Below are 26037 nucleotides of genomic sequence, written 5' to 3' on the forward strand. Positions count from 1 at the left end.
CGGAGGTCTGCCGCTTCAGCTGTAGCTAAGAGATAGCCCCCTTGAGTGAGGGCGTTATATCACCAACCAGAGTAAAATCATCACCACCACCAGTGCAATCAATGCCAGTCCGGGCCTTGCGCTCAGCGCTTTTATCGGTTCGATAATGGCGCTGAACATCGGGTTGTAGATGGGCTGAATATCCCGCACTTCTGTTGTGCCTTGCTGGCGCTCGGCGCGTTTTAAAAACACCTGATTAAGAATGTCCTGCACCTGCGCGGCCGTCAGCACGGTTTGCGGCGTGGCCTGGAAGCGCTGCTGGCTGTAATCCACCATCTCTTTCCACTCCTGCGGCTCAAGCGGCTGCTTAAGTGCGGCCTGCACGCTGTGCAGCGTTGGCGCAGGCTGATGGTTCAGCGTTTGCCTCGCCTGTAGCCAGGTGGTCAGCAAGGCAAAATGCTTAGCCGGGATTAATTCGCCGGTTTTCACGCCCGAAAGCTCAAGCATCGACTGCCAGATTTGTTTCCCTGACTCGCCCGTAGCCGCCGCAAGCCTGGTGACGAGCTGGTTCAGGCTGTTGTGCTCGGCGGGCAGCAGCGGGCGGTCGGTTGCCGGGCGCTGCTGCGGCTGAGGAATAGCGAGCTGGTTGTTTTGCAGCAGCGTCAGCACGGTTTTTAGCTGCTCCGGCGTGAGCTGGCTCAGCGCCGTCTGGCCAAACTGCTGGCGGATAAAGTCGCTCACCGCCTGGCGGTTATTGCCCTGCGGCAGCAAATCGCTCAGTTGCTGAATGATCTGACGCGTCGCCAGCGTGGTTTGCGCGCTGGTCAGGCGTTGATTCAGGTTTTGCTCGGCGGCCGGGAAATGGCGAGACAGCAGCGGGGTCTCGTTTTTCAGCCCCAGATCGTGTTTCAGGCCGGCCCACACTTCAGCGCTCTGCTGCTGGCTGAGCGCAATGATCCGGGTGATCAAACGCTCCAGCACGGTACGTTGCTGGGTGGAAAGTGGCTGTTCGCCAGCGGCAGAAGGTGCGGAGGCTGGTTCCCCCGGAGGACGCGGCGTGGCGCCCTGAATGGGTTGCATTATTAAATGATCCTTAAGTACGACAAAACATTCGCAAGTAGTTCGTTATGCCCGGACGTCAGATTATGGCACACTATCCGGCCTTATCTCGACGATTAACAGACAGGTACTCAGGTGAAAATCCTCGTTGATGAAAATATGCCCTATGCCCGCGAACTTTTCAGCCGCCTGGGCGAGGTGACTGCCGTGCCGGGGCGTCCGATTCCGGTTGAAGCGTTAACGGATGCTGACGCGCTGATGGTGCGGTCGGTCACGAAAGTGAATGCCGAACTGCTGGCCGGTAAAGGGATTAAATTTGTCGGGACGGCAACGGCCGGGACCGATCACGTTGATGAAGCGTATTTGCAAAGCGCCGGGGTGGCATTCTCCGCAGCACCCGGGTGTAACGCGATTGCCGTTGTTGAGTATGTGTTCTCCTCCTTATTGATGTTGGCCGAACGCGACGGTTTTGAGCTGAAAGACAGGACCGTCGGTATCGTTGGTGTAGGTAACGTTGGTTCCCGCCTGCAGGCACGTCTTGAAGCCTGGGGCGTGCGTACCCTGCTGTGCGATCCGCCACGTGCCGATCGCGGTGACGAAGGCGACTTCGTGGCGCTGGAAGCGCTGGTGCAGGATGCCGATATCATTACCTTCCATACGCCGCTGTTTAAATCCGGTGATTACAAAACGCTGCACCTGGCCGATGAGGCGCTGATTAGCCGCCTGAAGCCTGGCGCTATTCTGATTAATGCCTGCCGTGGCCCGGTGGTGGACAACGCTGCTCTGCTGAAATGCTTAAAAGCTGGGCAGGAGCTGAGCGTCGTGCTGGACGTCTGGGAACCGGAGCCGGATCTCAACGTCGAGCTGCTGGGCAAGGTGGACATCGGCACCTCACACATTGCGGGCTACACGCTTGAGGGCAAGGCTCGCGGAACCACGCAGGTCTTTGAAGCCTTTAGCGATTTCATCGGTCAGTCGCAACAGGTCGCGCTGGATTCGCTGCTGCCCGCGCCGGAGTTTGGCCGTATCACTCTGGCGGGTCCGCTCGATCAACCGACGCTCAAAAGACTGGTGCATCTGGTGTATGATGTGCGCCGCGACGATGCCCCACTGCGTAAGGTAGCCGGTCAGCCTGGCGAATTCGACAAGCTGCGTAAAAACTACCTCGAGCGCCGCGAGTGGTCATCGCTTTACGTACAGTGCGATGACGCAACTGCAGCGAACATGCTGCAAAAACTGGGTTTTAGCGCGATTCATCATCCGCTGAGCTAAGTTTTATCTTCTGGCTCCCTGAGGCGCTGTCTCGGGGAGCATCTGTTTTATTTTCTGGAGTAAACCAACATGTCTGAAGGCTGGAATATTGCCGTTTTAGGCGCCACCGGTGCCGTGGGCTCAGCTTTGTTTGAACTGCTTGCTGAACGTCAGTTCCCGGTTGGTGAATTGTATGCCCTGGCGCGTAGCGAGAGCGCCGGTGAAAACCTGCGTTATGAAGGCAAAACCATCATGGTGCAGGACGCAGCAGAGTTCGACTGGACTCAGGCCCAGCTTGCGTTCTTCGTCGGGGGCGTTGAAGCGTCCGCACAATACGTGGAAGAAGCAACCAATTCTGGCTGCCTGGTTATCGACTCCAGCGGCCTGTTTGCTATGGAGCCGGACGTGCCGCTGGTAGTGCCGGACGTGAACCCGTTTGTGCTGAGCGATTACCGCAACCGTAACCTGGTTGCCGTGGCGGACAGCCTGACCTGCCAGCTGTTGAGCGCGTTAAAACCGCTTATCGAGCAGGGCGGCCTGTCGCGTATTCAGGTCACCAGCCTGCTGTCTGCTTCCGCGCGCGGCAAAGCTGCCGTTGACGCGCTGGCCGGGCAGAGCGCACGCCTGCTGAACGGCATTCCTATCGATGAAGAGGACTTGTTTGGCCGCCAGCTGGCGTTCAACATGCTGCCGCTGGTGCCGGATGCTGAAGGCAGCGTGCGCGAAGAGCGTCGCCTGGTGAATGAAGCGCGTAAAGTGCTGCAGGACGACGGTCTGATGATCTCTGCCAGCCTCGTGCAGTCGCCGGTATTCTACGGCCACGCGCAAATCGTTAATTTCGAAGCACTGCGTCCTCTGGCGGCTGAAGAGGCCCGGGATGCGTTTACCCAGGCGGAAGATATCGAGCTGTCTGAAGAAGGCGAATTCCCGACTCAGGTTGCGGATGCGTCCGGCAGCGGCCATCTTTCTATTGGCTGCGTGCAAAACGATTACGGCATGCCGGAGCAAATTCAGTTCTGGTCGGTCGCCGATAACGTTCGCTTTGGCGGTGCGCTGATGGCGATAAAAACCGCTGAGAAACTGGTGCAGGAGTATATGTACTGATGTCCGAAGTGCTAAGCGAAACCCCGCTTCATAAAATCGCGCTCGGCATTGAGTACGACGGCAGTAAATATTACGGCTGGCAGCGCCAGAACGAAGTGCGCAGCGTGCAGGAAAAGCTGGAAAAAGCGCTGTCTCAGGTGGCTAATGAGCCGATTAACGTGTTTTGCGCGGGGCGCACCGATGCTGGCGTTCACGCCACAGGTCAGGTGGTGCATTTTGAAACCAGCGCCTTGCGCAAAGATGCAGCCTGGACAATGGGCGTAAATACGAATTTGCCTGGTGACATCGCCGTTCGTTGGGTAAAAGATGTGCCGGCCGAGTTTCACGCCCGGTTTAGCGCCACGGCTCGGCGTTACCGCTACGTGATTTATAATCATCGCCTGCGTCCGGCCGTTTTGCAGCAGGGCGTGACCCATTTTCACCTGCCTCTGGATGCGGAAAAAATGCACCGTGCCGCCCAGAGCCTGCTGGGGGAAAATGATTTTACCTCTTTCCGTGCGGTGCAGTGCCAGTCGCGCACCCCGTGGCGCAATATGATGCACATTACGGTAAACCGCTACGGCGCTTACATCGTGGTGGACATTAAGGCCAACGCGTTTGTTCACCATATGGTGCGCAATATCGTTGGCAGCCTGATGGAAGTGGGCTGCGGTAACCAGGCTGAAACCTGGATGGCTGACCTGCTGGCAATGAAGGACCGCACTAAGGCCGCGGCCACCGCGAAAGCGGAAGGACTGTACCTTGTGTCGGTGGATTACCCTGATCATTTTGCACTGCCGCGTCTCCCGATGGGGCCGCTTTTTTTAGCCGACTGATTGCTGCTTAAGAAAGGAAACTTTGATGGATTTCATCCGTTTTATCATTGACTTCATTTTGCATATCGACGTGCATTTGGCCGAGCTGGTGGCACAATACGGCGTCTGGGTTTACGCGATTTTGTTCCTGATTTTGTTCTGCGAAACCGGGCTGGTGGTGACGCCGTTTTTACCGGGTGATTCGCTGCTGTTTGTGGCGGGCGCGCTGGCCTCGCTGGAAACTAACGACCTGAACGTGCATTACATGGTCATTTTGATGGTGATTGCCGCCATCATCGGTGATGCGGTGAACTACACTATCGGGCGGCTTTTTGGCGAGAAGTTGTTCAGCAATCCGAATTCAAAAATCTTCCGCCGCAGTTATCTTGATAAAACTCATGCTTTTTACGAGCGTCACGGCGGAAAAACGATTATCCTCGCGCGCTTCGTGCCGATTGTGCGAACCTTCGCACCGTTTGTCGCCGGGATGGGGCACATGTCCTATCGCCATTTTGCGATTTATAACGTTGTCGGCGCACTGCTGTGGGTCTTGCTGTTCACCTACGCGGGCTACCTGTTCGGTAACCTGCCGGTGGTACAGGAAAACCTGAAGCTGCTGATTGTGGCAATTATCGTGGTATCGATACTGCCTGGCGTGGTGGAAGTTATTCGCCACAAACGCGCTGCGTCGCGGCAGTCAAAATAATACGTGGCAGCGGTTCGACCACTTTTTTATCCAAAGTCGCGGGCCGTTGTGTTTTAATGAGCACCATTTATGGTCTGGGGCAGGGAAAACTGCCACAGAAAAGCTGGTATCGACCAGGTTCAAGCAGAAAGGTCATCAATGAGCTGGATTGAACGAATTCTCAATAAGAGCAATATCACTCCCACCCGTAAGGCGAGCATCCCTGAAGGGGTGTGGACCAAGTGCGACAGCTGCGGCCAGGTCCTGTACCGCGCCGAGCTGGAACGCAATCTTGGCGTCTGCCCTAAGTGCGATCACCACATGCGTATGTCGGCCCGCGATCGCCTGCATAGCCTGTTAGATGAAGGCACAATGGTGGAATTGGGGAGCGAGCTTGAGCCAAAAGATTTGCTGAAGTTCCGTGACTCCAAGAAATACAAAGATCGTCTGGTTAGCGCGCAGAAAGAGACCGGCGAAAAAGACGCCCTGGTTGTCATGAAAGGCACCCTGCACGGTATGCCTGTCGTTGCTGCGGCCTTTGAGTTCGCTTTTATGGGCGGTTCGATGGGGTCTGTGGTCGGCGCGCGTTTTGTCCGTGCCGTTGAGCAGGCGCTGGAAGACAATTGCCCGATGGTGTGTTTCTCCGCTTCCGGCGGGGCGCGTATGCAAGAAGCGCTGATGTCGCTGATGCAGATGGCGAAAACCAGCGCAGCGCTGGCAAAAATGCAGGAGCGCGGTCTGCCGTACATCTCCGTGCTGACTGACCCAACCATGGGCGGCGTTTCTGCAAGCTTTGCGATGCTGGGTGACCTGAACATCGCCGAGCCGAAGGCGCTGATCGGCTTTGCCGGCCCGCGCGTTATCGAGCAAACCGTTCGTGAAAAACTGCCGCCGGGCTTCCAGCGCAGTGAATTCCTGATCGAGAAAGGGGCGATCGACATGATCGTCCGTCGCCCGGAAATGCGCCTGAAGCTGGCGAGCGTCCTGGCGAAGTTTATGAATCTGCCGGCACCAAACCCGGAAGCCCCGCGTGAGCCGATTGTGGTTCCGCCGGCGCCGGAACAGGGTCAAGAGGCCTGATTCGTAACTAAGGGCAGGCCAGCAGGTTCTGCCCTTTTTCTTTATGTGCATGTTAAGTGGGCATCATGGAAAAAGATCTTATCCCTCAAGCCACGTCGCCCCTGGCCACGTGGCTTTGCTATCTTGAAAACCTTCACTCCTCCACCATAGATATGGGCCTTGAGCGCGTCAGCAAAGTTGCGCTTAAGCTGGACGTGCTGAAACCTGCGCCAACGGTGTTTACCGTGGCCGGCACCAACGGGAAGGGCACCACCTGCCGCACGCTTGAAACCGCGCTGATGGCGGACGGCTATCGCGTAGGAGTTTACAGCTCGCCGCACCTGGTGCGTTACACCGAGCGAGTGCGTATTCAGGGTGAAGAATTACCCGAAGCCCTGCATACCGCCTCCTTTGCAGAAATAGAGGCCGCGCGCGGAGATATTTCCTTAACCTATTTTGAATACGGAACGCTGTCCGCGTTGCTATTGTTTAAGCAGCAGGCTGTGGACGTGGTTATTCTTGAAGTGGGCCTCGGCGGCCGTCTTGATGCCACCAACGTCGTGGACTCTGATGTGGCCGTGGTCACCAGCATCGCGCTCGATCACACCGACTGGCTTGGCCCGGATCGCGAGAGTATTGGCCGTGAAAAAGCCGGTGTCTTCCGCAGAGATAACCCGGCGGTTGTGGGCGAGCCGGATATGCCGCATACGATTGCCGATGTTGCTCAGGAAAAGGGCGCGCTGCTGCTGCGTCGCGGCGTTGACTGGGATTACGAGGTGAACGCCACGGGCTGGACGTTCCGTGATGCTCAGGGCGAGCTGTGCGATCTGCCGCTGCCGCTGGTTCCACAGCCAAATGCCGCTACGGCACTCGCCGCTTTGCGCGCAAGTAAACTTAACGTGAGTGAAAACGCGATACGTTATGGCATTGAGCATGCCACGCTGCCTGGGCGTTTCCAGATAGTTTCTCAGGCACCTCGCGTTATTCTTGATGTTGCCCATAATCCACATGCGGCGGCTTACCTTGCCGGTCGCCTGGCGGCGTTACCAAAACAGGGACGCGTGCTGGCGGTGATGGGTATGCTTCATGATAAAGACATTGCCGGAACGCTTGCCTGTTTGTCGCCTCAGGTCGATAGCTGGTATTGTGCTCCGCTGGAGGGGCCACGAGGCGCAAGCGCTGAGCAGCTGATCGCCCATCTTGGTCACGGCAGGACGTTTGCAAGCGTAGCGGACGCCTGGCACGCGGCGATGGCAGAAGCGACGGCTGATGATACCGTGCTGGTGTGTGGCTCGTTCCACACGGTGGCCCATGTAATGGAAGTACTGGACGCGGGGAGAGCAGGTGGCGAGTAAGTTTCAAAACAGATTAGTCGGAACCATTATTCTGGTCGCGCTGGGCGTTATTGTGCTGCCGGGTCTGCTGGACGGGCAGAAAAAACATTATCAGGACGAGTTCGCAGCCATTCCTTTGGTGCCAAAACCAGGGGACAGCGACGAGCCTGATATGCTGCCTTCGGCCACCCAGGCGCTGCCTTCGCAGCCACCGGAAGGGGCCGCAGAAGAGGTGAGAGCCGGGGCCGCCGTGCCGCCGGGGCTGAATAACGGCGCTATTCCAAACGAAGGTTCTGCGGGCGCTGACGAAGTGCCTGCGGCACGTGAGCAGCCTAAGCCACAGCCGGTGCAGGAAAAACCTAAGCCGAAGCCGGTGGAGAAACCGCAGCCTAAACCTGTGGTTGATAACCAGACCGAGCAGCCAGCGAAGACGGAAAAACCAGCCGACAAAGCACCGACCGGACAGGCGTATGTGGTGCAGCTTGGCGCATTGAAAAATGCGGACAAAGTGAATGAAATTGTTGGTAAACTGCGCGGTGCCGGATTCAAGGTTTATACCTCACCGACAACGCCTGTGCAGGGGAAAATCACCCGTATTCTGGTTGGGCCTGACGCGTCGAAAGATAAGCTGAAGTCCTCGCTGGGCGAGCTGAATTCTCTTTCTGGCCTGAACGGCGTGGTGATGAACTACTCGCCACGGTAGCGGTTTGTGACCCTCACCCCGGCCCTCTCCCTGGAAGGGAGAGGGGGAAAGTCATTACACCGAACGGTTCCCTCGCCCCTCTGGGGAGAGGGGGAAGGCCATTACACCGAACGGTTCCCTCGCCCCTCTGGGGAGAGGGTTAGGGTGAGGGGAAAAACGACGCCATACCTTCACTTCGCCTCTAAAAGGTGAGGGGAAAACTGGCACTTTTTTAATGGCGTTGATGCTTTTTTCAACGCCATTATTTATTTACGCGCGGGAAGGAAATCCCTACGCAAACGTTTTCTTTTTCTGTTAGAATTCGCCTCGAACTGGACGTCAGGGCAATTTGTCACGAGATTTTTTCATGATCTGGATAGATTACGCCATCATTGCGGTTATCGGTTTTTCTTGTCTGGTAAGCGTAATACGTGGGTTTGTGAAGGAAGCGTTATCGCTTGTGACCTGGGGATGTGCTTTCTTTGTCGCCAGTCATTACTACACTTATCTGTCAGTCTGGTTCACTGGCTTTGAAGACGAACTGGTACGTAATGGGATAGCTATCGCGGTGCTGTTTATCGCGACGCTGATTGTCGGTGCGATAGTCAATTATGTGATTAGCGCGCTGGTGCAAAAAACCGGCCTGTCGGGTACAGACAGGGTGTTGGGGATCTGCTTTGGCGCCTTGCGTGGCGTACTGATCGTCTCCGCCATTCTGTTCTTCCTGGATACCTTTACCGGTTTTTCAAAAAGCGATGACTGGCAAAAGTCGCAGCTTATCCCGCAATTCAGTTTCATCATCAGATGGTTCTTTGACTATCTGCAAAGCTCGTCAAGTTTCTTGCCCCGCTAATCGTAGCGGGGGGTGTGGCTTAATGAGGAAAAGACAACATGTGCGGTATTGTCGGTATCGCCGGTTTCATGCCGGTAAACCAGTCGATTTATGATGCGTTAACGGTGCTTCAGCACCGTGGCCAGGATGCCGCAGGCATCGTCACCATCGACGCTTTAAATTGCTTCCGTCTGCGTAAAGCGAATGGCCTGGTGAGCGATGTGTTTGAAGCCCGCCACATGCAGCGTCTGCAGGGGAATATGGGCATCGGCCACGTGCGTTACCCAACCGCAGGCAGTTCCAGCGCTTCAGAAGCCCAGCCTTTCTACGTTAACTCTCCTTACGGGATAACCCTGGCGCATAACGGTAACCTGACCAATGCCCACGAGCTGCGTAAAAAGCTGTTTGAAGAAAAACGCCGCCACATTAACACCACCTCTGATTCTGAAATCCTGCTGAATGTCTTTGCCAGCGAGCTGGATAACTTCCGCCATTATCCGCTGGAAGCCGACAACATTTTTGCCGCCATCGCCGCCACTAACCGCCAGATTCGCGGCGCTTATGCCTGCGTAGCGATGATTATCGGTCACGGCATGGTTGCCTTCCGCGATCCGAACGGCATTCGCCCGCTGGTTATCGGCAAGCGTGACCTGGGCGACGGCCGCACCGAATACATGGTGGCCTCCGAGAGCGTGGCGCTGGACACCCTGGGCTTTGAGTTCCTGCGTGATATCGCGCCGGGCGAAGCGGTCTACATCACCGAGAAAGGCCAGCTGTTTACTCGTCAATGCGCCGATAACCCGGTCAGCAATCCGTGCCTGTTCGAGTACGTCTATTTTGCTCGTCCGGACTCGTTTATCGACAAGATCTCCGTTTACAGCGCGCGCGTTGAGATGGGGAAAAAGCTTGGTGAGAAGATTGCCCGCGAATGGGAAGACCTGGATATCGACGTGGTCATTCCTATTCCCGAAACTTCCTGTGACATCGCGCTGGAAATTGCCCGTATTCTGGATAAACCGTACCGCCAGGGGTTTGTGAAAAACCGCTACGTGGGCCGCACGTTTATCATGCCGGGCCAGCAGCTGCGCCGTAAGTCCGTGCGCCGCAAGCTGAACGCCAACCGCGCCGAGTTCCGTGATAAAAACGTGCTGCTGGTGGATGACTCCATCGTGCGCGGGACTACGTCCGAGCAGATTATCGAGATGGCGCGTGAAGCCGGAGCCAAAAAGGTTTACCTGGCTTCAGCCGCACCGGAAATTCGCTTCCCTAACGTCTATGGCATCGACATGCCAAGCGCCAACGAGCTGATTGCTCACGGCCGTGAAGTGGACGAAATTCGCCAGATAATCGGCGCTGACGGCCTGATTTTCCAGGACCTGGACGACCTTATCGAAGCGGTGCGCGTGGAAAACCCGGACATCACCCAGTTTGAATGTTCGGTGTTCAACGGCATCTACGTGACAAAAGACGTTGACCACAAATACCTGCAGTATCTCGAATCCCTGCGTAACGACGACTCCCAGGCACTGGCGCGTCAGAACGAAGTGGAAAACTTAGAGATGCACAACGAAGGCTAATCGGCCTTGGCCTCTCTCCTGCAAAGGGGAGAGGCTCGTTCTTCCCCTCCCGGTTCCGCCAGCCTTGCATCCCACCTCATCTTGCGGCAAAGTCAGCCCAGATATTCTCTATGGGCAAATTCAATGAAACGACTGATCGTCGGTATTTCCGGAGCCAGCGGCGCTATTTATGGGGTGCGTTTACTGCAAATCCTGCAGCAGTTGCCGGAGGTAGAAAGCCACCTGGTAATGAGCAACGCAGCTCGCCAGACGCTGGCGCTGGAAACCGATTACTCGCTGCGCGACGTTCAGGCGCTGGCGGACGTCGTGCATGACGCTCGTGATATTGCCGCCAGCATTTCCTCCGGCTCGTTTAAGACCATGGGCATGGCGGTGCTGCCGTGCTCGATTAAAACGCTGTCCGGCATCGTACACAGCTATACGGACGGGTTGTTGACCCGCGCGGCGGACGTGGTGTTGAAAGAGCGCCGCCCGCTGGTGCTTTGCATTCGTGAAACGCCGCTGCACCTTGGCCACCTGAGGCTGATGACTCAGGCCTCCGAGCTGGGCGCGGTGATTATGCCGCCGGTGCCCGCGTTTTATCATCGGCCGCAAACGCTGCAGGATATCGTTGACCAGACGGTGAACCGGGTGCTGGATCAGTTTGATCTTGAGCTGCCTGAAGACCTGTTCGTTCGCTGGGGCGAGCACAAGTAATGCACTGATGCGGTGCGTCACAAAATGATTGCCTCATAATGGGGCAATTCTGCAACGCCGATCGCTTTTAGAAGATTTAATCCGCGAAAATCCCTTCCCCCTCTAGTCCCGCTTCCCAGAACTGCTATCTTTCAAACTAGCGCGAAGTTGCAACGTTTTATTAACATAAATCAGCGGCTTTTTCCCACGCAGGAAAAAGTGGCATGAGAACTGCAACTCTTCGTTTGCCAAGGCATTACCACACAACAAGACATCACAAATAAGAAAGCCAAACTTGAGGGTATCGTATGAAGAAGTCGGTTCTTGCACTGTCTTTACTGCTCGGCCTGTCCAGCGCAGCCAGCGTGTTTGCAGCAATTCCGCAAACCGTCCGTATTGGTACCGACGCGACCTACGCGCCATTCTCCTCGAAAGATGCGAAGGGGGATTTTGTTGGGTTTGATATCGATTTGGGGAACGAACTTTGCAAACGCATTCAGACCAAGTGTACGTGGGTTGGCAGCGACTTTGACTCCCTGATCCCGTCGCTGAAAGCGAAGAAAATCGACGCCATTATCTCATCGCTGTCGATAACCGAAAAACGCCAGCAGGAAATCCTCTTCTCCGACAAGCTGTATGCGGCGGACTCTCGCCTGATCGCGGCCAAAGGCTCTCCGATTCAGCCGACGCTCGAATCGCTGAAAGGCAAGCACGTTGGGGTGCTGCAGGGCTCTATCCAGGAGACCTACGGCAACGCCGAATGGCGCCCGAAAGGGGTTGATGTGGTGGCTTATGCCAACCAGGATTTGATCTACTCTGACCTGGCTGCAGGGCGCCTGGATGCTGCATTCCAGGACGAAGTGGCCGGGAGCGAAGGTTTCCTGAAGCAGCCTGCCGGGAAAGACTATGCCTTTGCGGGCTCTTCCGTGAAGGACAAGAAGTACTTTGGTGACGGGACAGGCATCGGCCTGCGTAAAGATGACACCGAGCTGAAGGCCGCATTCGACAAAGCGCTGGGCGAAATACGCAAAGACGGCACTTACGACAAATTAGCGAAAAAGTACTTCGACTTTAATGTTTACGGCGAATAAGTTTATCCCTTAGTCTGTAGCCCGGTTATGAATATATTCTTAACCGGGCAGGATAACTATGCAGTGGTGCAGTCACGTTCCGGCTGCACCTTTATGGTGCGAAAACGTTGTATTCGCAACGTGTTGCGTAAGTTTTCCCTGTTTGTAGTGGGTGTGAGCCTTAAGTAACGGACAGTCTATTGAGGATAATTATGAAAAAGTTGGTTTTGTCTCTTTCTCTGGTGCTGGCATTTTCCAGCGTGACCACAGCCTTCGCCGCTATTCCGAAAAACCTGCGGATCGGCACTGACCCAACCTATGCGCCATTCGAATCTAAAAATGCTCAGGGCGAGCTGGTTGGTTTTGATATCGATCTGGCGAAAGAACTCTGTAAGCGCATTAACACCAAATGCACCTTCGTTGAAAACCCATTAGATGCGCTGATCCCGTCGCTGAAGGCGAAGAAGATCGACGCCATCATGTCTTCCCTGTCTATCACCGAGAAGCGCCAGCAGGAAATCGCGTTCACCGACAAGCTGTACGCGGCTGACTCTCGCCTGGTGGTAGCCAAAGGTTCTCCTATTCAGCCAACTCTTGAGTCGCTGAAAGGCAAGCGCGTGGGCGTGCTGCAGGGCACCACGCAGGAAACTTACGGCAATGAGCACTGGGCGCCAAAAGGTATCGAGATTGTTTCCTATCAGGGGCAGGACTCGATTTACGCTGACCTGGCCGCCGGGCGTATCGACGCCGCATTCCAGGATGAAGTGGCCGCCAGCGAAGGCTTCCTGAAACAGCCTGTCGGCAAAGATTACCAGTTCGGCGGCCCGTCTATTAAAGACGACAAGCTGTTTGGCGTCGGCACCGGCATGGGCCTGCGTAAAGAAGATAACGAGCTGCGTGAGGCGCTGAACAAGGCCTTTGCGGAGATGCGTAAAGACGGCACGTATGAGAAGTTAGCGAAGCCGTACTTTGATTTTAATGTGTATGGTGAATAACCCTTACCGGTGACAAAGGCCCCGCGTCAGACGGGGCCCATTAAGCAGCAGCAAACACTGACGACAGGATACGCACCATGTTGTATGGCTTTTCTGAAGTAATTTTTAAAGGGGCTCTGGTTACGCTTGAGCTGGCGCTCGCCTCGGTTGTCCTTTCCGTGCTGATTGGGCTTGCCGGTGCTGGCGCAAAACTGTCCAAAAATCGTCCGCTCGCATTACTGTTTGAGGGCTACACCACGCTGATTCGCGGGGTGCCGGACCTGGTGCTGATGCTGTTAATTTTCTACGGGCTGCAGATGCTGCTCAACAGCATTACCGATGCGCTGGGCATGGCGCAGTTTGATATCGACCCGATGGTGGCGGGTATTATCACCCTCGGCTTTATCTACGGGGCCTATTTTACCGAAACCTTCCGTGGCGCATTTCTGGCAGTGCCAAAAGGCCACATTGAAGCTGCAACCGCGTTTGGCTTTACCGGCTCCCAAACCTTCCGCCGTATTCTGTTCCCGGCCATGATGCGCTACGCGCTGCCGGGGATCGGTAACAACTGGCAGGTTATTCTCAAGGCAACCGCGCTGGTTTCCCTGCTCGGCCTCGAAGATGTGGTGAAGGCCACGCAGCTCGCCGGGAAAAGCACCTGGCAGCCGTTCTACTTCGCCATTGTCGCCGGGATTATCTATCTGGTCTTTACTACGGTTTCAAACGGGGTGCTGCTCTGGCTTGAACGTCGCTATTCCGTTGGCGTGAAGAGGGCGGAGCTATGATTGATATTATTCACGATTACTGGCAGTCCCTGCTGTGGACCGACGGTTATCGCTATACGGGCGTGGCGATCACGCTATGGCTGCTTATTTTGTCGGTGGTGATGGGCGGGATTCTGGCGCTGTTCCTTGCCATCGGACGCGTCTCCAGTAACAAATTTATCTCGTTCCCCATCTGGCTCTTTACCTACATTTTTCGCGGTACGCCGCTCTACGTGCAGCTGCTGGTTTTCTACTCGGGGATGTACACGCTGGAGATAGTCAAAGGCACTGAACTGCTGAATGCCTTCTTCCGCAGCGGCCTCAACTGTACCGTGCTGGCGCTGACGCTGAACACCTGTGCTTATACCACGGAGATTTTTGCCGGAGCCATTCGCTCGGTGCCTCATGGCGACATTGAAGCGGCGCGCGCCTACGGCTTTTCAAAAGTGAAAATGTATCGCTGTATTATTCTGCCTTCGGCGCTGCGCATCGCGCTGCCGGCGTACAGCAACGAAGTGATCCTGATGCTGCACTCCACGGCGCTGGCGTTTACCGCCACGGTGCCGGATCTGCTCAAGATTGCCCGCGATATTAACTCCGCAACCTACCAGCCGTTTACCGCGTTTGGCATCGCGGCCGTGCTGTATTTGATTATCTCTTATGTGTTGATAAGCCTGTTCCGTAAAGCGGAAAAACGCTGGCTGCAGCACGTTAAACCCGCTTCGCACTGAGTGACTTCTGATGGCTGAAAATAAATTAAACGTAACGGATCTGCACAAACGCTACGGCGAACATGAAGTGCTCAAAGGGGTGTCACTGAAGGCTAACGCCGGAGATGTCATCAGCATCATCGGTTCGTCTGGCTCGGGCAAAAGTACCTTTTTGCGCTGCATTAACTTTCTCGAAAAACCGAGCGAAGGCACGATTGTCGTCAGCAACCAGAACATCAATCTGGTGCGGGATAAAGACGGCCAGCTCAAAGTGGCCGATAAAAACCAGCTGCGCCTGCTGCGCACCCGGCTGACGATGGTGTTCCAGCACTTTAACCTGTGGAGCCACATGACGGTGCTGGAAAACGTGATGGAAGCGCCTATTCAGGTGCTGGGGCTGAGTAAGCAGGAATCGAAAGAGCGGGCGATTAAGTACCTGGCAAAAGTCGGCATCGACGAACGCCAGTACGTTAAATACCCGGTGCATCTGTCCGGTGGCCAGCAGCAGCGTGTTTCTATCGCCCGTGCGCTGGCGATGGAGCCAGAAGTGCTGCTGTTTGATGAGCCTACCTCGGCGCTAGATCCTGAGCTGGTCGGGGAAGTGCTGCGCATTATGCAAAAGCTGGCAGAAGAGGGGAAAACGATGGTCGTTGTGACGCACGAGATGGACTTTGCCCGTCACGTGTCCAGCCACGTTATCTTCCTGCATCAGGGCCGTATTGAAGAAGAAGGGCCGCCGGCCGAGCTGTTCGGCAGCCCGAAAAGTGCCCGTCTGCAGCAGTTCCTTTCCGGATCGCTGAAGTAATCCCTCACCCTAACCCTCTCCCAGAGGGAGAGGGAATAAACATGATTCCACATCAGCTTTTCCCCCCTCTCCCAGAGGGAGAGGGGATAAACATGATTCCACATCAGCTGTTCCCCCCTCTCCCGGAGGGAGAGGGAATAAACATGATTCCACATCAGCTGTTTCCCCCCTCTCCCTCCGGGAGAGGGCCGGGGTGAGGGTGAAGAATGCATCACTCCTCGCCCAACAACCTCACCGCCGTACTCTCATCCGTCACCAGGCCTGACATCCAGCGGCCGGTCAATGCCGCCTTGATGGCAGCAAACTTACGCTCTCCGCCGGAAAAAACGATGATCTTACGCGGGGTGTCGCTTTGCAGCGGCACGCTGGTCAGCAGGGCATCCAGCTCGCTGTAGACGCGCTGGCCGTCGTGGTTAAAGAAATGCCCCAGCATTTCACCGGCAACGCCCTGGCCGTGCAGCATGTTGACCTGCTCATCGGTAATAAATCCTTCGGCATTCAGCGGGCAGCCGATGTCCACCTCGCCAACGCCGAGAAACGCGACGTTGGCCGCCAGCGCCCGGTCGGTCACGCGCTGGTATACTTTGTGGCGACACCACATGTCGCGGTCTTCTTCGCTATCGGCATACAGCGGGGCGGGGATGAAAAAGTATTTACCCTGCATTTTCTCCGCCATTTTGAGCGGCATGTCATAGCGCGTCCCCGAGTCATCACGCGCAATCGCCCCAATCATCGACACGCAGTGGTGCTGCGGGCGTTCGACCCACGGCAGGACGTCGATGATTGAGCGCAGCGTTTTGCCGGAGCCAATGCCGAAGACCTGCGGCTGCTCGTCGGCGATAAACTGCGACATCACTTCGGCACCTTCCACCGCCAGCATCTGCTGGATGGCCTCATCGTCCAGCCCTTCCGAGGGCACCACGCGGCAGATTTCCAGACCGAAACGTTCCCGGACCCGCTGCGCCAGCTTCAGGCAGCGGGCAACCGGATGGGCGATTTTCACCGTCACCATACCCTGCTCGCGTGCGGAAGAAACCAGCCGCTGGGCGACCTGGCGAGAAATCCCCAGCTCACGGGCGATATCCTGCTGCGTCATGCCCGCCACGTAATACATCCAGGCGACGCGCGCGGCTTGTTCTTGTTTTTTCTCTTCTCTGCTCATGGCGGCACCTTATGGCTCTATTGCAGCGCATTCTACCCCGCGCGTGCTTCGTTGGTAATTGGGCAAAAGTCATTTTTATGGGCAAATGTTATCGATGTGAGTTTGATCTCAGAAAGTCGGGGCTGGCCGCAACTAGACTATAACAAACGGGCAAATGCCCTTAAAAATGACAAATGCTTAATTTGAGGTGAATCATGACGACGAAATCGGTATGGATGCATATTGGCGCAGGTTCTTTCCACCGTGCCCATCAGGCGTGGTATCTCAATCAGCTGATCAAGCAGGGCGATGACGGCTGGAGTATTTCGCTGGGCAACATCCGGAATGATGCCGGCGACCTACTGAGCCAGCTGGCGGCGCAGCACGGTGAATATGTGCTGGAAACTGTTACCCCGGAAGGCGAGCGTGCCTACGAAAAGATCTCTTCTATCCGCAAAGTACTGCCGTGGGATAAAGAGATTACTGCCCTGGTTGAAGAGGGCGCCAAAGCGTCGACCCGCGTGATTGCCTTCACCGTGACCGAAGCCGGGTACTACCTCACCCCGCAGCATGAGCTGGACGTTAATCAGGCGGACGTCAAAGCCGATCTCGCCGGAGGCATTACTACGCTGTACGGCGCGCTGAGCCGCATTTTGCATCATCGTATGAGCCACGGCGGCGAGCCGGTAACGCTGCTTAACTGCGATAACCTGCGCCACAACGGCGAACGCTTCCGCCACGGTTTCCTGTCGTTCCTGAAGATGAAGGGCGATCGCGCTCTGTTCGACTGGGTGACCACCCATACCGTTTCGCCTAACACCATGGTTGACCGCATTACGCCGCGTCCTACGGCGGATATTGCCCCGCGGGTGAAAGCGGCTACCGGGTTCGACGACAAAGTGCCGGTGATGGGAGAGTCCTTTATCCAGTGGGTTATTGAGGATGATTTTATTAACGGCCGTCCGGCGTTAGAGAACGTTGGTGTCGAAATGGTGAAATCCGTGCTGCCGTATGAAGAGGCAAAAATCCGCATTCTGAACGCCAGCCACAGCTGCATTGCCTGGGCCGGCACGCTTACCGGCCTGAGCTACATCGATGAAAGCACCGTGCAGCAGCCGATTAAGCAGATGGCGTGGGACTACGTCACGGAGGATGTCATTCCTTCGCTGTCGCCCAGCCCGCTGGATCTGGCCGGGTATCGTGACGTTGTGCTGGCCCGCTTTAGCAATCCGTATATCAAAGATACCAACCAGCGCGTGGCGGCCGACGGCCTGTCCAAGATCCCCGGTTTTATCACGCCAACGTTGATTGAGTGCTACCAGCGAGGTGAGGAACCTGCGGCAACGGCAGTTCTGCCCGCGCTGTTCTTCCTGTTCCTGCAGCGTTGGGCCCAGGGCCAGCTGCCTTACCAGTACCAGGACGGCGTCATGCAGGACGACGCTATTCGCGCCTTATTCGCTTCTCCTGAGCCGCTCAAGGCCTTTGTCAGCGATGAAACCTTGTTTGCCGAACTCGCCCATTCCTCAGCTTTCCATGAGCTGATGGCGCGAACGGTCGCCCGGCTGGAAGCGTGGATCGCCTCTGTGCAGCAGCCGCTGGCGACAGCTTAAGGAGGCGCTATGTATCTCGGAATCGATATCGGCACGTCTGAACTAAAGGCTTTGCTCATCGACGGGCAGGGCGAAATCCTGGGCTCTGCTCACGCGGCGCTAACCGTTCAACGCCCGCATTCGCACTGGGCTGAACAGGATCCTGAAGCCTGGTGGCAGGCGACGCAGCAGGTGGTTTCTACTCTGCGCCAGCAAATACCAGATGCCTGGGCGCAGATCCGCGCTATTGGCCTGTCCGGGCAGATGCACGGCGCGGTGCTGCTGGGCGGCCAGGGAGAAGTGCTGCGCCCCTGCATTCTGTGGAACGACACGCGTAGCGCCGAAGAATGCGCTCGACTCACCGAAGAACATCCGCAATTTCTGACCATCAGCGGCAACCTGGTGATGCCCGGCTTTACCGCCCCGAAGCTTCGCTGGGTGGCGGAGCATGAACCGGAAATCTTTTCCCGCGTGGATAAGGTGCTGCTGCCGAAAGATTACCTGCGCTGGCGGCTGAGCGGTGAGTTTGTCTCTGACCCGTCAGACGCCGCAGGAACGCTGTGGCTGGACGTGGCAAAGCGCGACTGGTCAGACAAACTGCTGGCGGCTACCGGGCTAACCCGCAGCCAGATGCCGAGGCTGGTGGAGGGCAGCGAAGTCAGCGCTGTTTTACGTTCAGCTCTGGCGACCGAGTGGGGGCTTAGCTCCGGCGTCAAAATCGCCGGCGGCGGGGGCGATAACGCTACCTCGGCAGTAGGCGTTGGCGCGGTGAATAACGGCGACGCGTTTATTTCGCTCGGCACGTCCGGCGTTATCTTCGTGGTTAACGACGAGCTTCAAACCCGCCCTGAGTCCGGCGTGCATGCCTTTTGCCACGCTTTACCTCAGCGCTGGCACCAGATGAGCGTGATGCTCAGCGCCGCCAGCTGTCTGCGCTGGGTGTGCAATTTGCTGTCGGTCACTGAAAGCCAGCTCATGGAGGAGATGGCCGGGCTGAGCGACGAGCAGAAAAAGCATGCGCCTGTTTTCCTGCCTTATCTGTCAGGGGAGCGCACGCCGCACAACGATGCTCACGCCATGGGGAGTTTCTTTGCGCTAAACCATGAAACCAGCCGTGCCTTGCTGGGGTATTCGGTGATTGAGGGCGTGACCTTTGGCCTGGCGGACGGCATGGCGGTGCTGGAGACGTCCCGCAGCCAGATTACCCAATGCAGCCTGACCGGCGGAGGGGCGCGCAGCGCTATCTGGGCGCAGCTGATTGCCGACGTGCTGGATGTGCCGATTGTGACGCATCCGGCCAGCTCTTCCGGCGCGCTCGGCGCAGCTCGTCTTGGCTGGCTGGCCGATGGTGGGGTGGAAGAGGTGGTTTGCCGCAAGCCTCCCGTTCAGTTGCGCTTCACGCCGCGCAAAGCCTTGCAGACTGTGCTGCAGCAGCGTTTGTCCGTGTTCCACCTGCTTTACCAACAACAAAAAGCCGCTCGTAAGCTGCTGCCCTGACTGCCCTCCCGGCGGCCTTTCCGCTGCCGGGAACCCTGTATCCGAGAACGAGGAAGAGTGTTATGCAATCTAAACACTACTGGTTTGGTTTACCTAAACATCTGCTGTGGGGATTTATCGCCATCGCTATTTTTATGAGCGGCGATGGTTTCGAGATGGCGTTTTTGTCTAAGCACATTACCGACATGGGCTTTACGCCCGCGCAATCGGCGATGGTGTTTACCCTGTATGGTCTTGCGGCAGGCCTTGCGGCCTGGGCTTCCGGCGTAGTGGCTGAGCTTATCACCCCGCAAAAAGCGATGCTGATTGGTTTTGTGACCTGGGTAGTGATGCACGCATTGTTTATGACGCTCGGCCTGGGGATGCGTAACTACCCGCTGATGCTGCTGTTCTACGGCATTCGCGGCCTGGCCTATCCGCTGTTTATCTACTCCTTCATGTTGATGCTGGTGCAGGTGGTACCGCGTGAGAGGCTGGCGGCGGCGACCGGCTGGTTCTGGGCTATGTACTCTATCGGTATCGGCGTGGTGGGGAGCTATCTGCCAAGCCTGACTATCCCGGCATTTGGCGAAACGGGCACGCTGTGGATGGCCATTGCCTGGGTAACGGGCGGCGGGCTTATCGCCTTCTTCAGCCTCCGTAATGTGCCGGTTGACCGCTCGCGGATTAATCTGCCGCTGCGCGAGAAAATGACGGAGATGTCGCGGGCGGTGACCATCCTGTTCAGCAACCGTGACGTGTTTTATGCCTGCCTGATCCGCATTATCAACACGCTGTCTCTGTTTGGCTTCGCGATAGTGATGCCGCTGCTGTTTGTTGATCGTCTCGGCTTCACGATTTCTGAATGGCTGCAGATTTGGGCGGTGTTCTTCTTTGTCACCATTTTCACCAATATCTTTTGGGGAATTATGGGGGAGTACATCGGTTGGATCCGCCAGGTGCGCTGGTTCGGCTGTTTAGGCATGGCGATTTCCAGCCTGACGTTTTATTACCTGCCGGTGTGGGTGGGGCATAACTTCTGGGTCGCGCTGATCCCGGCCGTGATGCTTGGCACCTTTGTCGCGGCGTTTGTGCCGATGACGGCGGTATTTCCAACGCTGGAGCCACACCATCGCGGAGCGGCCATCTCCATCTATAACCTGTCCGCGGGGATGAGCAACTTTGTGGCACCGGCTATTGCCTCGCTGATCCTGCCGTTCTTCGACATTGTGGGCGTGGTCTGGGCGTATACCGGGCTGTATCTGTTTGCGGGCGTACTGACGTTTATTATCAAAGTCCCGCAGCCGAAGCGGGTGAAGGGTAAAGCTGGCGCGGGGGAAATGAGCCCCGTGGAGCAGTAAAATGAAAAGCCGGGGATAAGCCCGGCTTTTTGCTGTTAGCGAATCACATCACCCAGCGCTTCGTCTAAGTCGAACCAGCGGAAGCCAAAGCCTGACTCTTCCAGACGTTTAGGTAGCGCCCGCTGCCCGCCGAGCACTAAAACAGAGGATTCCCCCATCAGCAGACGAATCGCCGTGGCCGGGGCGCGAAGAATGGCCGGGCGTTTGAGCGCGTGGCCCAGGGCGTGAGAAAACTGTTCGTTGCGCACCGGGTAAGGGGAAACCATATTAAACGGCCCGCGCAGGTCGTTATCCAGCAGCCAGAGAATGCCGTTCACCATATCGTCGATGTGGATCCACGCCAGATACTGGCGACCATTGCCGATGGGGCCGCCCAGCCCGAGCCGGAACAGCGGCAGCATTTTGGCCAGAATGCCGCCTTTAGGGGCTAATACAACGCCGGTGCGTAACAGGCAAACTCGCGTCTTTTCACTTTGCGCGCCGCAGGCAATTTGCTCCCAGCGGGCGCAAAGCTTGTGGGTGAATTCGTTGTGGGGCGGTTCATCTTCGGTGACGACCACTTCGCCGAGGTCGCCATAGTAGCCGGTGGCGGAGCCGGAAATAAACGCTTTGGGAGGCTGCTGGCTGGCCTTAAACAGTTCGACCAGCCGCTCGGTAATTTGCCAGCGGCTCTGGCACAGAAGCTGTTTTTGTTCCTCGCTCCAGCGTTTATCGGCGATCGGTTCACCGGCCAGGTTTATGACCGCGTCAAAGGCGTCGAGATTTTGTAAGCCGTCGAGCCCTTTGAGCAGCGCCACGCGCTTGTCCAGCCGCTTGCTGGCCTTTTCCGGCGAGCGGGTGACGACCGACACCTGATGGTTAAGCTCAAGCAGGCGAGATATCAGGTGGCGGCCAATTAATCCGCTGCCGCCGGTAATCAGGATCTCCATACGTACCTCCCACCAGAAAGCGCTTATCGCCGCCAGCTCAGGGTCATGGATACCGAGTCGGCGTAGCGGAGCGCGTGAAGTTTATCGATCTCCACTTCAGCATATGTCACCCAGGGATGAGCACATGCGATATTCAGCACATCCTGAGTTAATTTTTCCAGCAGCGAGAAGCGGTTATTCTCGACCAGCTGAATTATCTCTTTGGTCACGGTGCGGTAGTTCAGCGCATCGTTGATGTTCTCGCTGGCCCTTGCTTTGCCGGCAGGATAGTGGAGCGCGACGTTAATCACGATGTCCTGTCGGTTGGCAATCTCTTCTTCTTTGATGCCAATAAAGGTACGCAGGCGCAGATTTTTAATGCGAATAATGGCGTCTGGTTGCATGGATGACATTGCAGGTTCCTTATAAGTCTTTTCCCGCCACAGGATACACCAGCGCGGGAAAAAACCTGAACCGGGGATTACGCCTTCTCTGCCTGCTGATAAGCCTTCACGGTGGCAGGTCGGGTTCGTATCCGTTCAAACCAGTTTCTGACCGCCGGGAAATTGGCCAGGTCAACGCGCTGGCGTTCATGAGACACCACCCACGGCCAGGTCGCGATGTCCGCTATGCTGTAATCGTGGCCACCAAGCCACGGGGCTTTCTCAAGTTGTTTGTTGAGTACGCCATAAAGGCGCTGGGTTTCGACCTGATAGCGCTCTATGGCATACGGCACGGGCTGAGGGGCAAAATGGTTGAAATGGTGGTTCTGGCCCAGCATGGGCCCAAAGCCGCCAACTTGCCAAAACAGCCACTGCAGCGTGGCGTGGCGGACGCGCAGTTCTTTGCTGAGGAGCAGCCCGGTTTTATCGGCCAGGTAAAGCAGGATTTCGCCGGACTCAAAGAGGCTCAGAGGCTCGCCGCCGTCGGCAGGCTTATTATCGACGATGGCAGGAATTTTGTTATTCGGTGAGATAGCCAGGAAAGCCGGGCGGAACTGGTCGCCTTTGCCGATATCGATACGGTGGATTTTGTAATCCAGGCCAGCTTCTTCGAGAAAAAGGGTGATTTTATGGCCGTTTGGGGTAGGCGCATAATAAAGATCGATCATGGTCACTCCAGGGGTTAGCACATTTTTAACAAACGTTTTGAGTATAGGCATTTTTGCTCATGCCGCACCGGAATGGTGCGTTTTAAGCGGATGACAAAACGGTTTTTTCGCTCTATGTTCAATAACCTGACGCGCGAATAAATGAGGATATGATGAGCCAGCCTGCCATGACGTTGTGGACCGATAGCCACTATTTTAGCCCGTATGCGCTTTCAGTTTTTGTTGCGCTGAAGGAGAAGGGGCTCGCCTTTTCGCTGCAAACTGTTGATCTCGCCAGCGGTCAGAATTTGAAACCGGGCTGGAAGGGCTTCGATCTCACTCGTCGCGTGCCCGTGCTGGCCGTTGGGGATTTTGTGCTCAGCGAATCCTCCGCTATTGATGAGTATCTGGAGGAACGTTTTTCCCCGCCGACGTGGGAGCGTATTTATCCTCATGACATCGAAAAACGTGCCCGCGCGCGCCAGGTTCAGGCGTGGCTGCGCAGCGACCTGATGCCGATCCGGGAAGAACGTTCTACGGACGTGGTTTTCGCCGGTAAGAAGAAACCCGCGCTGAGTTCAGCCGGTCAGCAGGCAGCGGAGAAACTGATCGCGACCGCAGAGCGCTTGCTTCCAGAGGGGCAGCAGAATTTATTCGGCGAGTGGTCGATTGCCGATACCGATTTGGCATTGATGCTCAACCGCCTGATTTTGAATGGGGATGACGTGCCGGAACGGCTGAAAGAGTATGCCAGCTTCCAGTGGCAGCGCGCTTCGGTACAGCTTTGGCTGGCGCTGTCGGTGAAAAACGCAGGCTGATGGCGGGCTGATAATTCGATATCATTGGCTGATTATCATTACAGGAGCCAGGGATAAATGAAGCTAATGTTTGCCTCGGACCTTCACGGTTCGTTAGCCGCCACGGAAAAAGTGCTGGAACGCTTTGCGCAAAGCGAAGCGAAATGGCTGGTGATATTGGGCGATATACTGAACCACGGCCCGCGTAACGCGCTGCCTGAAGGCTACAATCCCCCGGCGGTAGCGCAATGCCTTAACGGCGTCGCCGATAAAATTATTGCGGTACGTGGAAATTGCGACAGCGAAGTTGATCAGATGCTGCTTCAGTTTCCCATCACCGCGCCCTGGCAGCAGGTTTTGCTGGCCCGGCAGCGGCTGTTTCTCACCCACGGGCATCTCTATCATCCGGATAACCTGCCGCCTTTGGCCGCTAGCGATGTTCTGATTTTCGGCCATACGCATCTTCCGGTTGCAGAAAAGCACGAACAGATCTATTTGTTTAATCCAGGCTCTGTCAGCATACCGAAGGGCGGTTTTGAGGCCAGTTACGGGATGCTTGATGATGGCGTTCTGACCGTTCGCACGCTGGAGAGTAATGGGGTTATTGCACAGGTGAGCATTACCCCGTAACGTTGACAGGTTAATCCAATAACGCGCCGTAAGAGCGCCCCTGAATAAGGTTTCCCCGATGGTGGAACAGAGTCATTTTGTCGGCACGGAATGGGTAGATATTGTTAATGAAGACAATGAGGTCATCGCACAGGCTAGCCGCGAGCAAATGCGCGCGCAGCGGCTGCGTCATCGCGCGACCTATATTGTGGTTCACGACGGTATGGGCAAAATTCTGGTACAGCGTCGTACCGAAATCAAAGACTTCATGCCGGGCATGCTGGATGCCACCGCGGGCGGAGTCGTGCAGGCGGATGAACAAATGCTGGAGTCTGCTCGCCGTGAGGCGGAAGAGGAACTCGGTATTGCAGGCGTACCTTTTGCCGAACACGGTCAGTTCTACTTCGAAGACAACAGCTGTCGCGTGTGGGGCGGGCTCTTTAGCTGTGTTTCTCACGGGCCTTTCGCGCTGCAGGAAGAAGAAGTCAGCGAAGTCAGTTGGATGTCGCCGGAAGAAATCACCGCGCGCTGCGACGAATTTACCCCTGATTCGCTGAAGGCGCTGGCGCTGTGGATGACCCGCAACGCCAAAAATGAGTCTCAAAGCGAACAGAGCGAGTAATTGTTTACCCTCACCCCGATCCTCTTCAAGTAAGGAGGGGACCAGGGTGAGGGGAAATCAGCAGCTGTCACGCATACATAGCGAAGACGCGATAGTCGGGCTGCGATCCCACTCTTCTTCGTTTATCCTCGCCAGCAGCGCCCGTCCTGCCTCAATCCCAATTTTACGATGCGGTACCGCGATGGTTGTTAGCGCAGGCTGACACACGCGGCTTACGTCGCTGTCACCAAACCCGACGATGGCTAAGTCGTCAGGGACTTTGATGCGTCGACGCTGGCATTCGTACAGCGCGCCGCAGGCCAGCTCATCTGACACGCACACCAGCGCATCCAGCTCCGGCCAGGCCAGCAAAAACTCGGGTAGCTGTGCGGCCCCGGTGGAAAAGCTCGGTGGCGCAGCGGCGTTGATCACCCGGTTAGGCGACATATGGTGGCGCAGCATCGCTTTGTACCAACCCTGAAGGTGCTGCTGGAAAATCCACTGCTCCTGGTTGGCGCACAGCAGGCCGATGTTCTGATAGCCACGGTGGATAAGCATTTCCGTCAGTTCAAACATTGCCGCGACGTTATCAATGCCGATGTTCATGTCCAGCGGGTCGGTGCGCGTGGCTCCTATCTCCAGAACAGGAATACTGGCATGTCTGAGCCAGCCGCGCACCGTGTCACTGTGCTCAACGCTGAGTAAAATCGCCGCCGCGATATTGGAGGCGAGCAGCGTTTCCAGCAGCTTTTCCTCCTGCTCCAGCCGATGCTGAGACTCCGCAAGCACTATCTGATATCCCGCCGGCTGCAGCACCTGCTGGAGGCCGGCAAACATTTCGTTGCAGCCTGATTCGGCCAGGCTTGGTACGACCATCGCAATAGTGTACGAAGAGGCTGACGCCAACGCGCTTGCCGCAAGGTTTGGCATGTAACCCAGTTCGGAAACGGCCGCTTCGATTTTTTCGCGTAATTTATCGGAAACCTGCTCCGGCGTTCTTAACGCTCGCGAGACGGTCATGGTTCCGACTCCCGCGAGCTGAGCCACATCTGCAAGCGTCACCTTACCGGTACTACGCCGCTTTCGGGTTATGGACATTGTGATTCCTGAT

The 26037-nt window shown here is 56.4% G+C and carries 27 protein-coding genes; 21 read left to right on the top strand and 6 right to left on the bottom strand.

The features are described 5' to 3' along the window. Nucleotides 1-54: 54 nt before the first annotated feature. Nucleotides 55-1059, bottom strand: coding sequence for a flagella biosynthesis regulator Flk (flk, locus tag HX778_RS13535; RefSeq protein WP_176982317.1), 1005 nt, complete (start codon nt 1057-1059; stop codon nt 55-57). A 114-nt stretch (nt 1060-1173) separates the two neighbouring features. Between flk and pdxB the strand changes: the two genes are divergently transcribed. The 15 genes from pdxB (at nt 1174) to hisP (ending at nt 15354) form a co-directional block, all read left to right on the top strand. Next, nucleotides 1174-2310 carry a 4-phosphoerythronate dehydrogenase PdxB gene (gene pdxB / locus HX778_RS13540; protein ID WP_176982318.1) on the top strand — a complete coding sequence of 379 codons (1137 nt, stop codon included), beginning with the start codon at nt 1174-1176 and terminating at the stop codon, nt 2308-2310. Nucleotides 2311-2379: 69 nt separating this feature from the next. Further along, the gene (locus tag HX778_RS13545) at nt 2380-3393 is read left to right on the top strand and encodes an aspartate-semialdehyde dehydrogenase (RefSeq protein ID WP_038480751.1); all 1014 of its coding nucleotides are present in this window, start codon (nt 2380-2382) and stop codon (nt 3391-3393) included. Further along, complete coding sequence (gene truA, locus HX778_RS13550; RefSeq protein ID WP_038480754.1) at nt 3393-4208, top strand: tRNA pseudouridine(38-40) synthase TruA; 816 nt, start codon at nt 3393-3395, stop codon at nt 4206-4208. The genes HX778_RS13545 and truA overlap by 1 nt, the downstream gene beginning before the upstream one ends. A gap of 25 nt (nt 4209-4233) precedes the next feature. Further along, entirely contained in the window at nt 4234-4893 is a 660-nt protein-coding gene (locus HX778_RS13555; protein WP_039295583.1) for a DedA family protein, read from the top strand. A gap of 138 nt (nt 4894-5031) precedes the next feature. Continuing rightward, the gene (gene accD / locus HX778_RS13560) at nt 5032-5952 is read left to right on the top strand and encodes an acetyl-CoA carboxylase, carboxyltransferase subunit beta (RefSeq protein ID WP_038480761.1); all 921 of its coding nucleotides are present in this window, start codon (nt 5032-5034) and stop codon (nt 5950-5952) included. Nucleotides 5953-6017: 65 nt separating this feature from the next. After that, complete coding sequence (gene folC, locus HX778_RS13565; protein ID WP_176982319.1) at nt 6018-7286, top strand: bifunctional tetrahydrofolate synthase/dihydrofolate synthase; 1269 nt, start codon at nt 6018-6020, stop codon at nt 7284-7286. Continuing rightward, nucleotides 7276-7968 carry a cell division protein DedD gene (dedD, locus tag HX778_RS13570; protein WP_038480764.1) on the top strand — a complete coding sequence of 231 codons (693 nt, stop codon included), beginning with the start codon at nt 7276-7278 and terminating at the stop codon, nt 7966-7968. Before folC ends, dedD begins: the two co-directional genes overlap by 11 nt. Nucleotides 7969-8314: 346 nt before the next feature. Continuing rightward, nucleotides 8315-8800 carry a colicin V production protein gene (gene cvpA, locus HX778_RS13575; RefSeq protein WP_008459721.1) on the top strand — a complete coding sequence of 162 codons (486 nt, stop codon included), beginning with the start codon at nt 8315-8317 and terminating at the stop codon, nt 8798-8800. Between the two features lie 38 nt (nt 8801-8838). Further along, nucleotides 8839-10356 (top strand): amidophosphoribosyltransferase, encoded by a 1518-nt coding sequence (purF, locus tag HX778_RS13580; protein ID WP_038480767.1) that lies wholly within the window; start codon nt 8839-8841, stop codon nt 10354-10356. Between the two features lie 123 nt (nt 10357-10479). Beyond that, nucleotides 10480-11052 carry a UbiX family flavin prenyltransferase gene (locus HX778_RS13585; RefSeq protein ID WP_038480770.1) on the top strand — a complete coding sequence of 191 codons (573 nt, stop codon included), beginning with the start codon at nt 10480-10482 and terminating at the stop codon, nt 11050-11052. A gap of 287 nt (nt 11053-11339) precedes the next feature. Then, a complete protein-coding gene (gene argT / locus HX778_RS13590) occupies nt 11340-12122 on the top strand; it encodes a lysine/arginine/ornithine ABC transporter substrate-binding protein ArgT (protein WP_038480773.1) in 783 nt (260 codons plus the stop codon). A gap of 191 nt (nt 12123-12313) precedes the next feature. Continuing rightward, nucleotides 12314-13096, top strand: coding sequence for a histidine ABC transporter substrate-binding protein HisJ (hisJ, locus tag HX778_RS13595; RefSeq protein ID WP_038480776.1), 783 nt, complete (start codon nt 12314-12316; stop codon nt 13094-13096). A 77-nt stretch (nt 13097-13173) separates the two neighbouring features. Further along, nucleotides 13174-13860: a histidine ABC transporter permease HisQ gene (locus tag HX778_RS13600; protein WP_038480779.1), complete on the top strand. Its 687-nt coding sequence runs from the start codon at nt 13174-13176 to the stop codon at nt 13858-13860. Next, nucleotides 13857-14570 carry an ABC transporter permease gene (locus tag HX778_RS13605; protein ID WP_061274919.1) on the top strand — a complete coding sequence of 238 codons (714 nt, stop codon included), beginning with the start codon at nt 13857-13859 and terminating at the stop codon, nt 14568-14570. The genes HX778_RS13600 and HX778_RS13605 overlap by 4 nt, the downstream gene beginning before the upstream one ends. A gap of 10 nt (nt 14571-14580) precedes the next feature. Next, nucleotides 14581-15354, top strand: coding sequence for a histidine ABC transporter ATP-binding protein HisP (hisP, locus tag HX778_RS13610; RefSeq protein ID WP_038480786.1), 774 nt, complete (start codon nt 14581-14583; stop codon nt 15352-15354). Nucleotides 15355-15565: 211 nt separating this feature from the next. Here the strand turns inward: hisP and HX778_RS13615 are convergent, their stop codons facing one another. Further along, on the bottom strand, nt 15566-16516 hold the full coding sequence (locus HX778_RS13615) for a sugar-binding transcriptional regulator (RefSeq protein WP_176982320.1): 951 nt from the start codon (nt 16514-16516) through the stop codon (nt 15566-15568). A gap of 194 nt (nt 16517-16710) precedes the next feature. On the opposite strand from HX778_RS13615, the gene dalD reads away from it, so the two are divergent. From dalD to HX778_RS13630, 3 genes are all read left to right on the top strand, one after another. Further along, nucleotides 16711-18105 carry a D-arabinitol 4-dehydrogenase gene (gene dalD / locus HX778_RS13620; protein WP_176982321.1) on the top strand — a complete coding sequence of 465 codons (1395 nt, stop codon included), beginning with the start codon at nt 16711-16713 and terminating at the stop codon, nt 18103-18105. A gap of 9 nt (nt 18106-18114) precedes the next feature. Continuing rightward, nucleotides 18115-19581, top strand: a complete 1467-nt coding sequence (gene xylB / locus HX778_RS13625) for a xylulokinase (RefSeq protein WP_176982322.1) — start codon at nt 18115-18117, stop codon at nt 19579-19581. 62 nt (nt 19582-19643) lie between these two features. Continuing rightward, nucleotides 19644-20921, top strand: a complete 1278-nt coding sequence (locus tag HX778_RS13630) for an MFS transporter (RefSeq protein ID WP_176982323.1) — start codon at nt 19644-19646, stop codon at nt 20919-20921. Between the two features lie 35 nt (nt 20922-20956). Here HX778_RS13630 and HX778_RS13635 read toward each other — a convergent pair whose 3' ends face one another. The 3 genes from HX778_RS13635 to yfcG all read right to left on the bottom strand — a co-directional run bounded on the left by HX778_RS13635 (nt 20957) and on the right by yfcG (nt 22940). Further along, the gene (locus tag HX778_RS13635; protein ID WP_038480801.1) at nt 20957-21850 is read right to left on the bottom strand and encodes a TIGR01777 family oxidoreductase; all 894 of its coding nucleotides are present in this window, start codon (nt 21848-21850) and stop codon (nt 20957-20959) included. 23 nt (nt 21851-21873) lie between these two features. After that, nucleotides 21874-22233: a dihydroneopterin triphosphate 2'-epimerase gene (gene folX, locus HX778_RS13640; protein ID WP_176982330.1), complete on the bottom strand. Its 360-nt coding sequence runs from the start codon at nt 22231-22233 to the stop codon at nt 21874-21876. A 77-nt stretch (nt 22234-22310) separates the two neighbouring features. Next, nucleotides 22311-22940 carry a GSH-dependent disulfide bond oxidoreductase gene (gene yfcG, locus HX778_RS13645; RefSeq protein WP_176982324.1) on the bottom strand — a complete coding sequence of 210 codons (630 nt, stop codon included), beginning with the start codon at nt 22938-22940 and terminating at the stop codon, nt 22311-22313. 152 nt (nt 22941-23092) lie between these two features. Here yfcG and yfcF point away from each other — a divergent pair, with 152 nt between their 5' ends. Genes yfcF through yfcD form a run of 3 tightly spaced genes read left to right on the top strand, consistent with a single transcriptional unit; the run spans nt 23093 to nt 24947 of the window. After that, nucleotides 23093-23737 carry a glutathione transferase gene (gene yfcF, locus HX778_RS13650; RefSeq protein WP_176982331.1) on the top strand — a complete coding sequence of 215 codons (645 nt, stop codon included), beginning with the start codon at nt 23093-23095 and terminating at the stop codon, nt 23735-23737. Nucleotides 23738-23794: 57 nt separating this feature from the next. Next, a complete protein-coding gene (gene yfcE / locus HX778_RS13655) occupies nt 23795-24346 on the top strand; it encodes a phosphodiesterase (protein WP_176982325.1) in 552 nt (183 codons plus the stop codon). A gap of 58 nt (nt 24347-24404) precedes the next feature. Then, nucleotides 24405-24947: an NUDIX hydrolase YfcD gene (yfcD, locus tag HX778_RS13660; protein ID WP_038480816.1), complete on the top strand. Its 543-nt coding sequence runs from the start codon at nt 24405-24407 to the stop codon at nt 24945-24947. Nucleotides 24948-25004: 57 nt separating this feature from the next. On the opposite strand, the gene HX778_RS13665 is transcribed toward yfcD, so the two are convergent. Further along, nucleotides 25005-26024, bottom strand: coding sequence for a LacI family DNA-binding transcriptional regulator (locus HX778_RS13665; RefSeq protein WP_176982326.1), 1020 nt, complete (start codon nt 26022-26024; stop codon nt 25005-25007). Between the last annotated feature and the right edge of the window lie 13 nt (nt 26025-26037).

This window comes from Cedecea sp. P7760 (genome assembly GCF_013386425.1).
Classification (GTDB): Bacteria; Pseudomonadota; Gammaproteobacteria; order Enterobacterales; family Enterobacteriaceae; genus Cedecea; species Cedecea selenatireducens.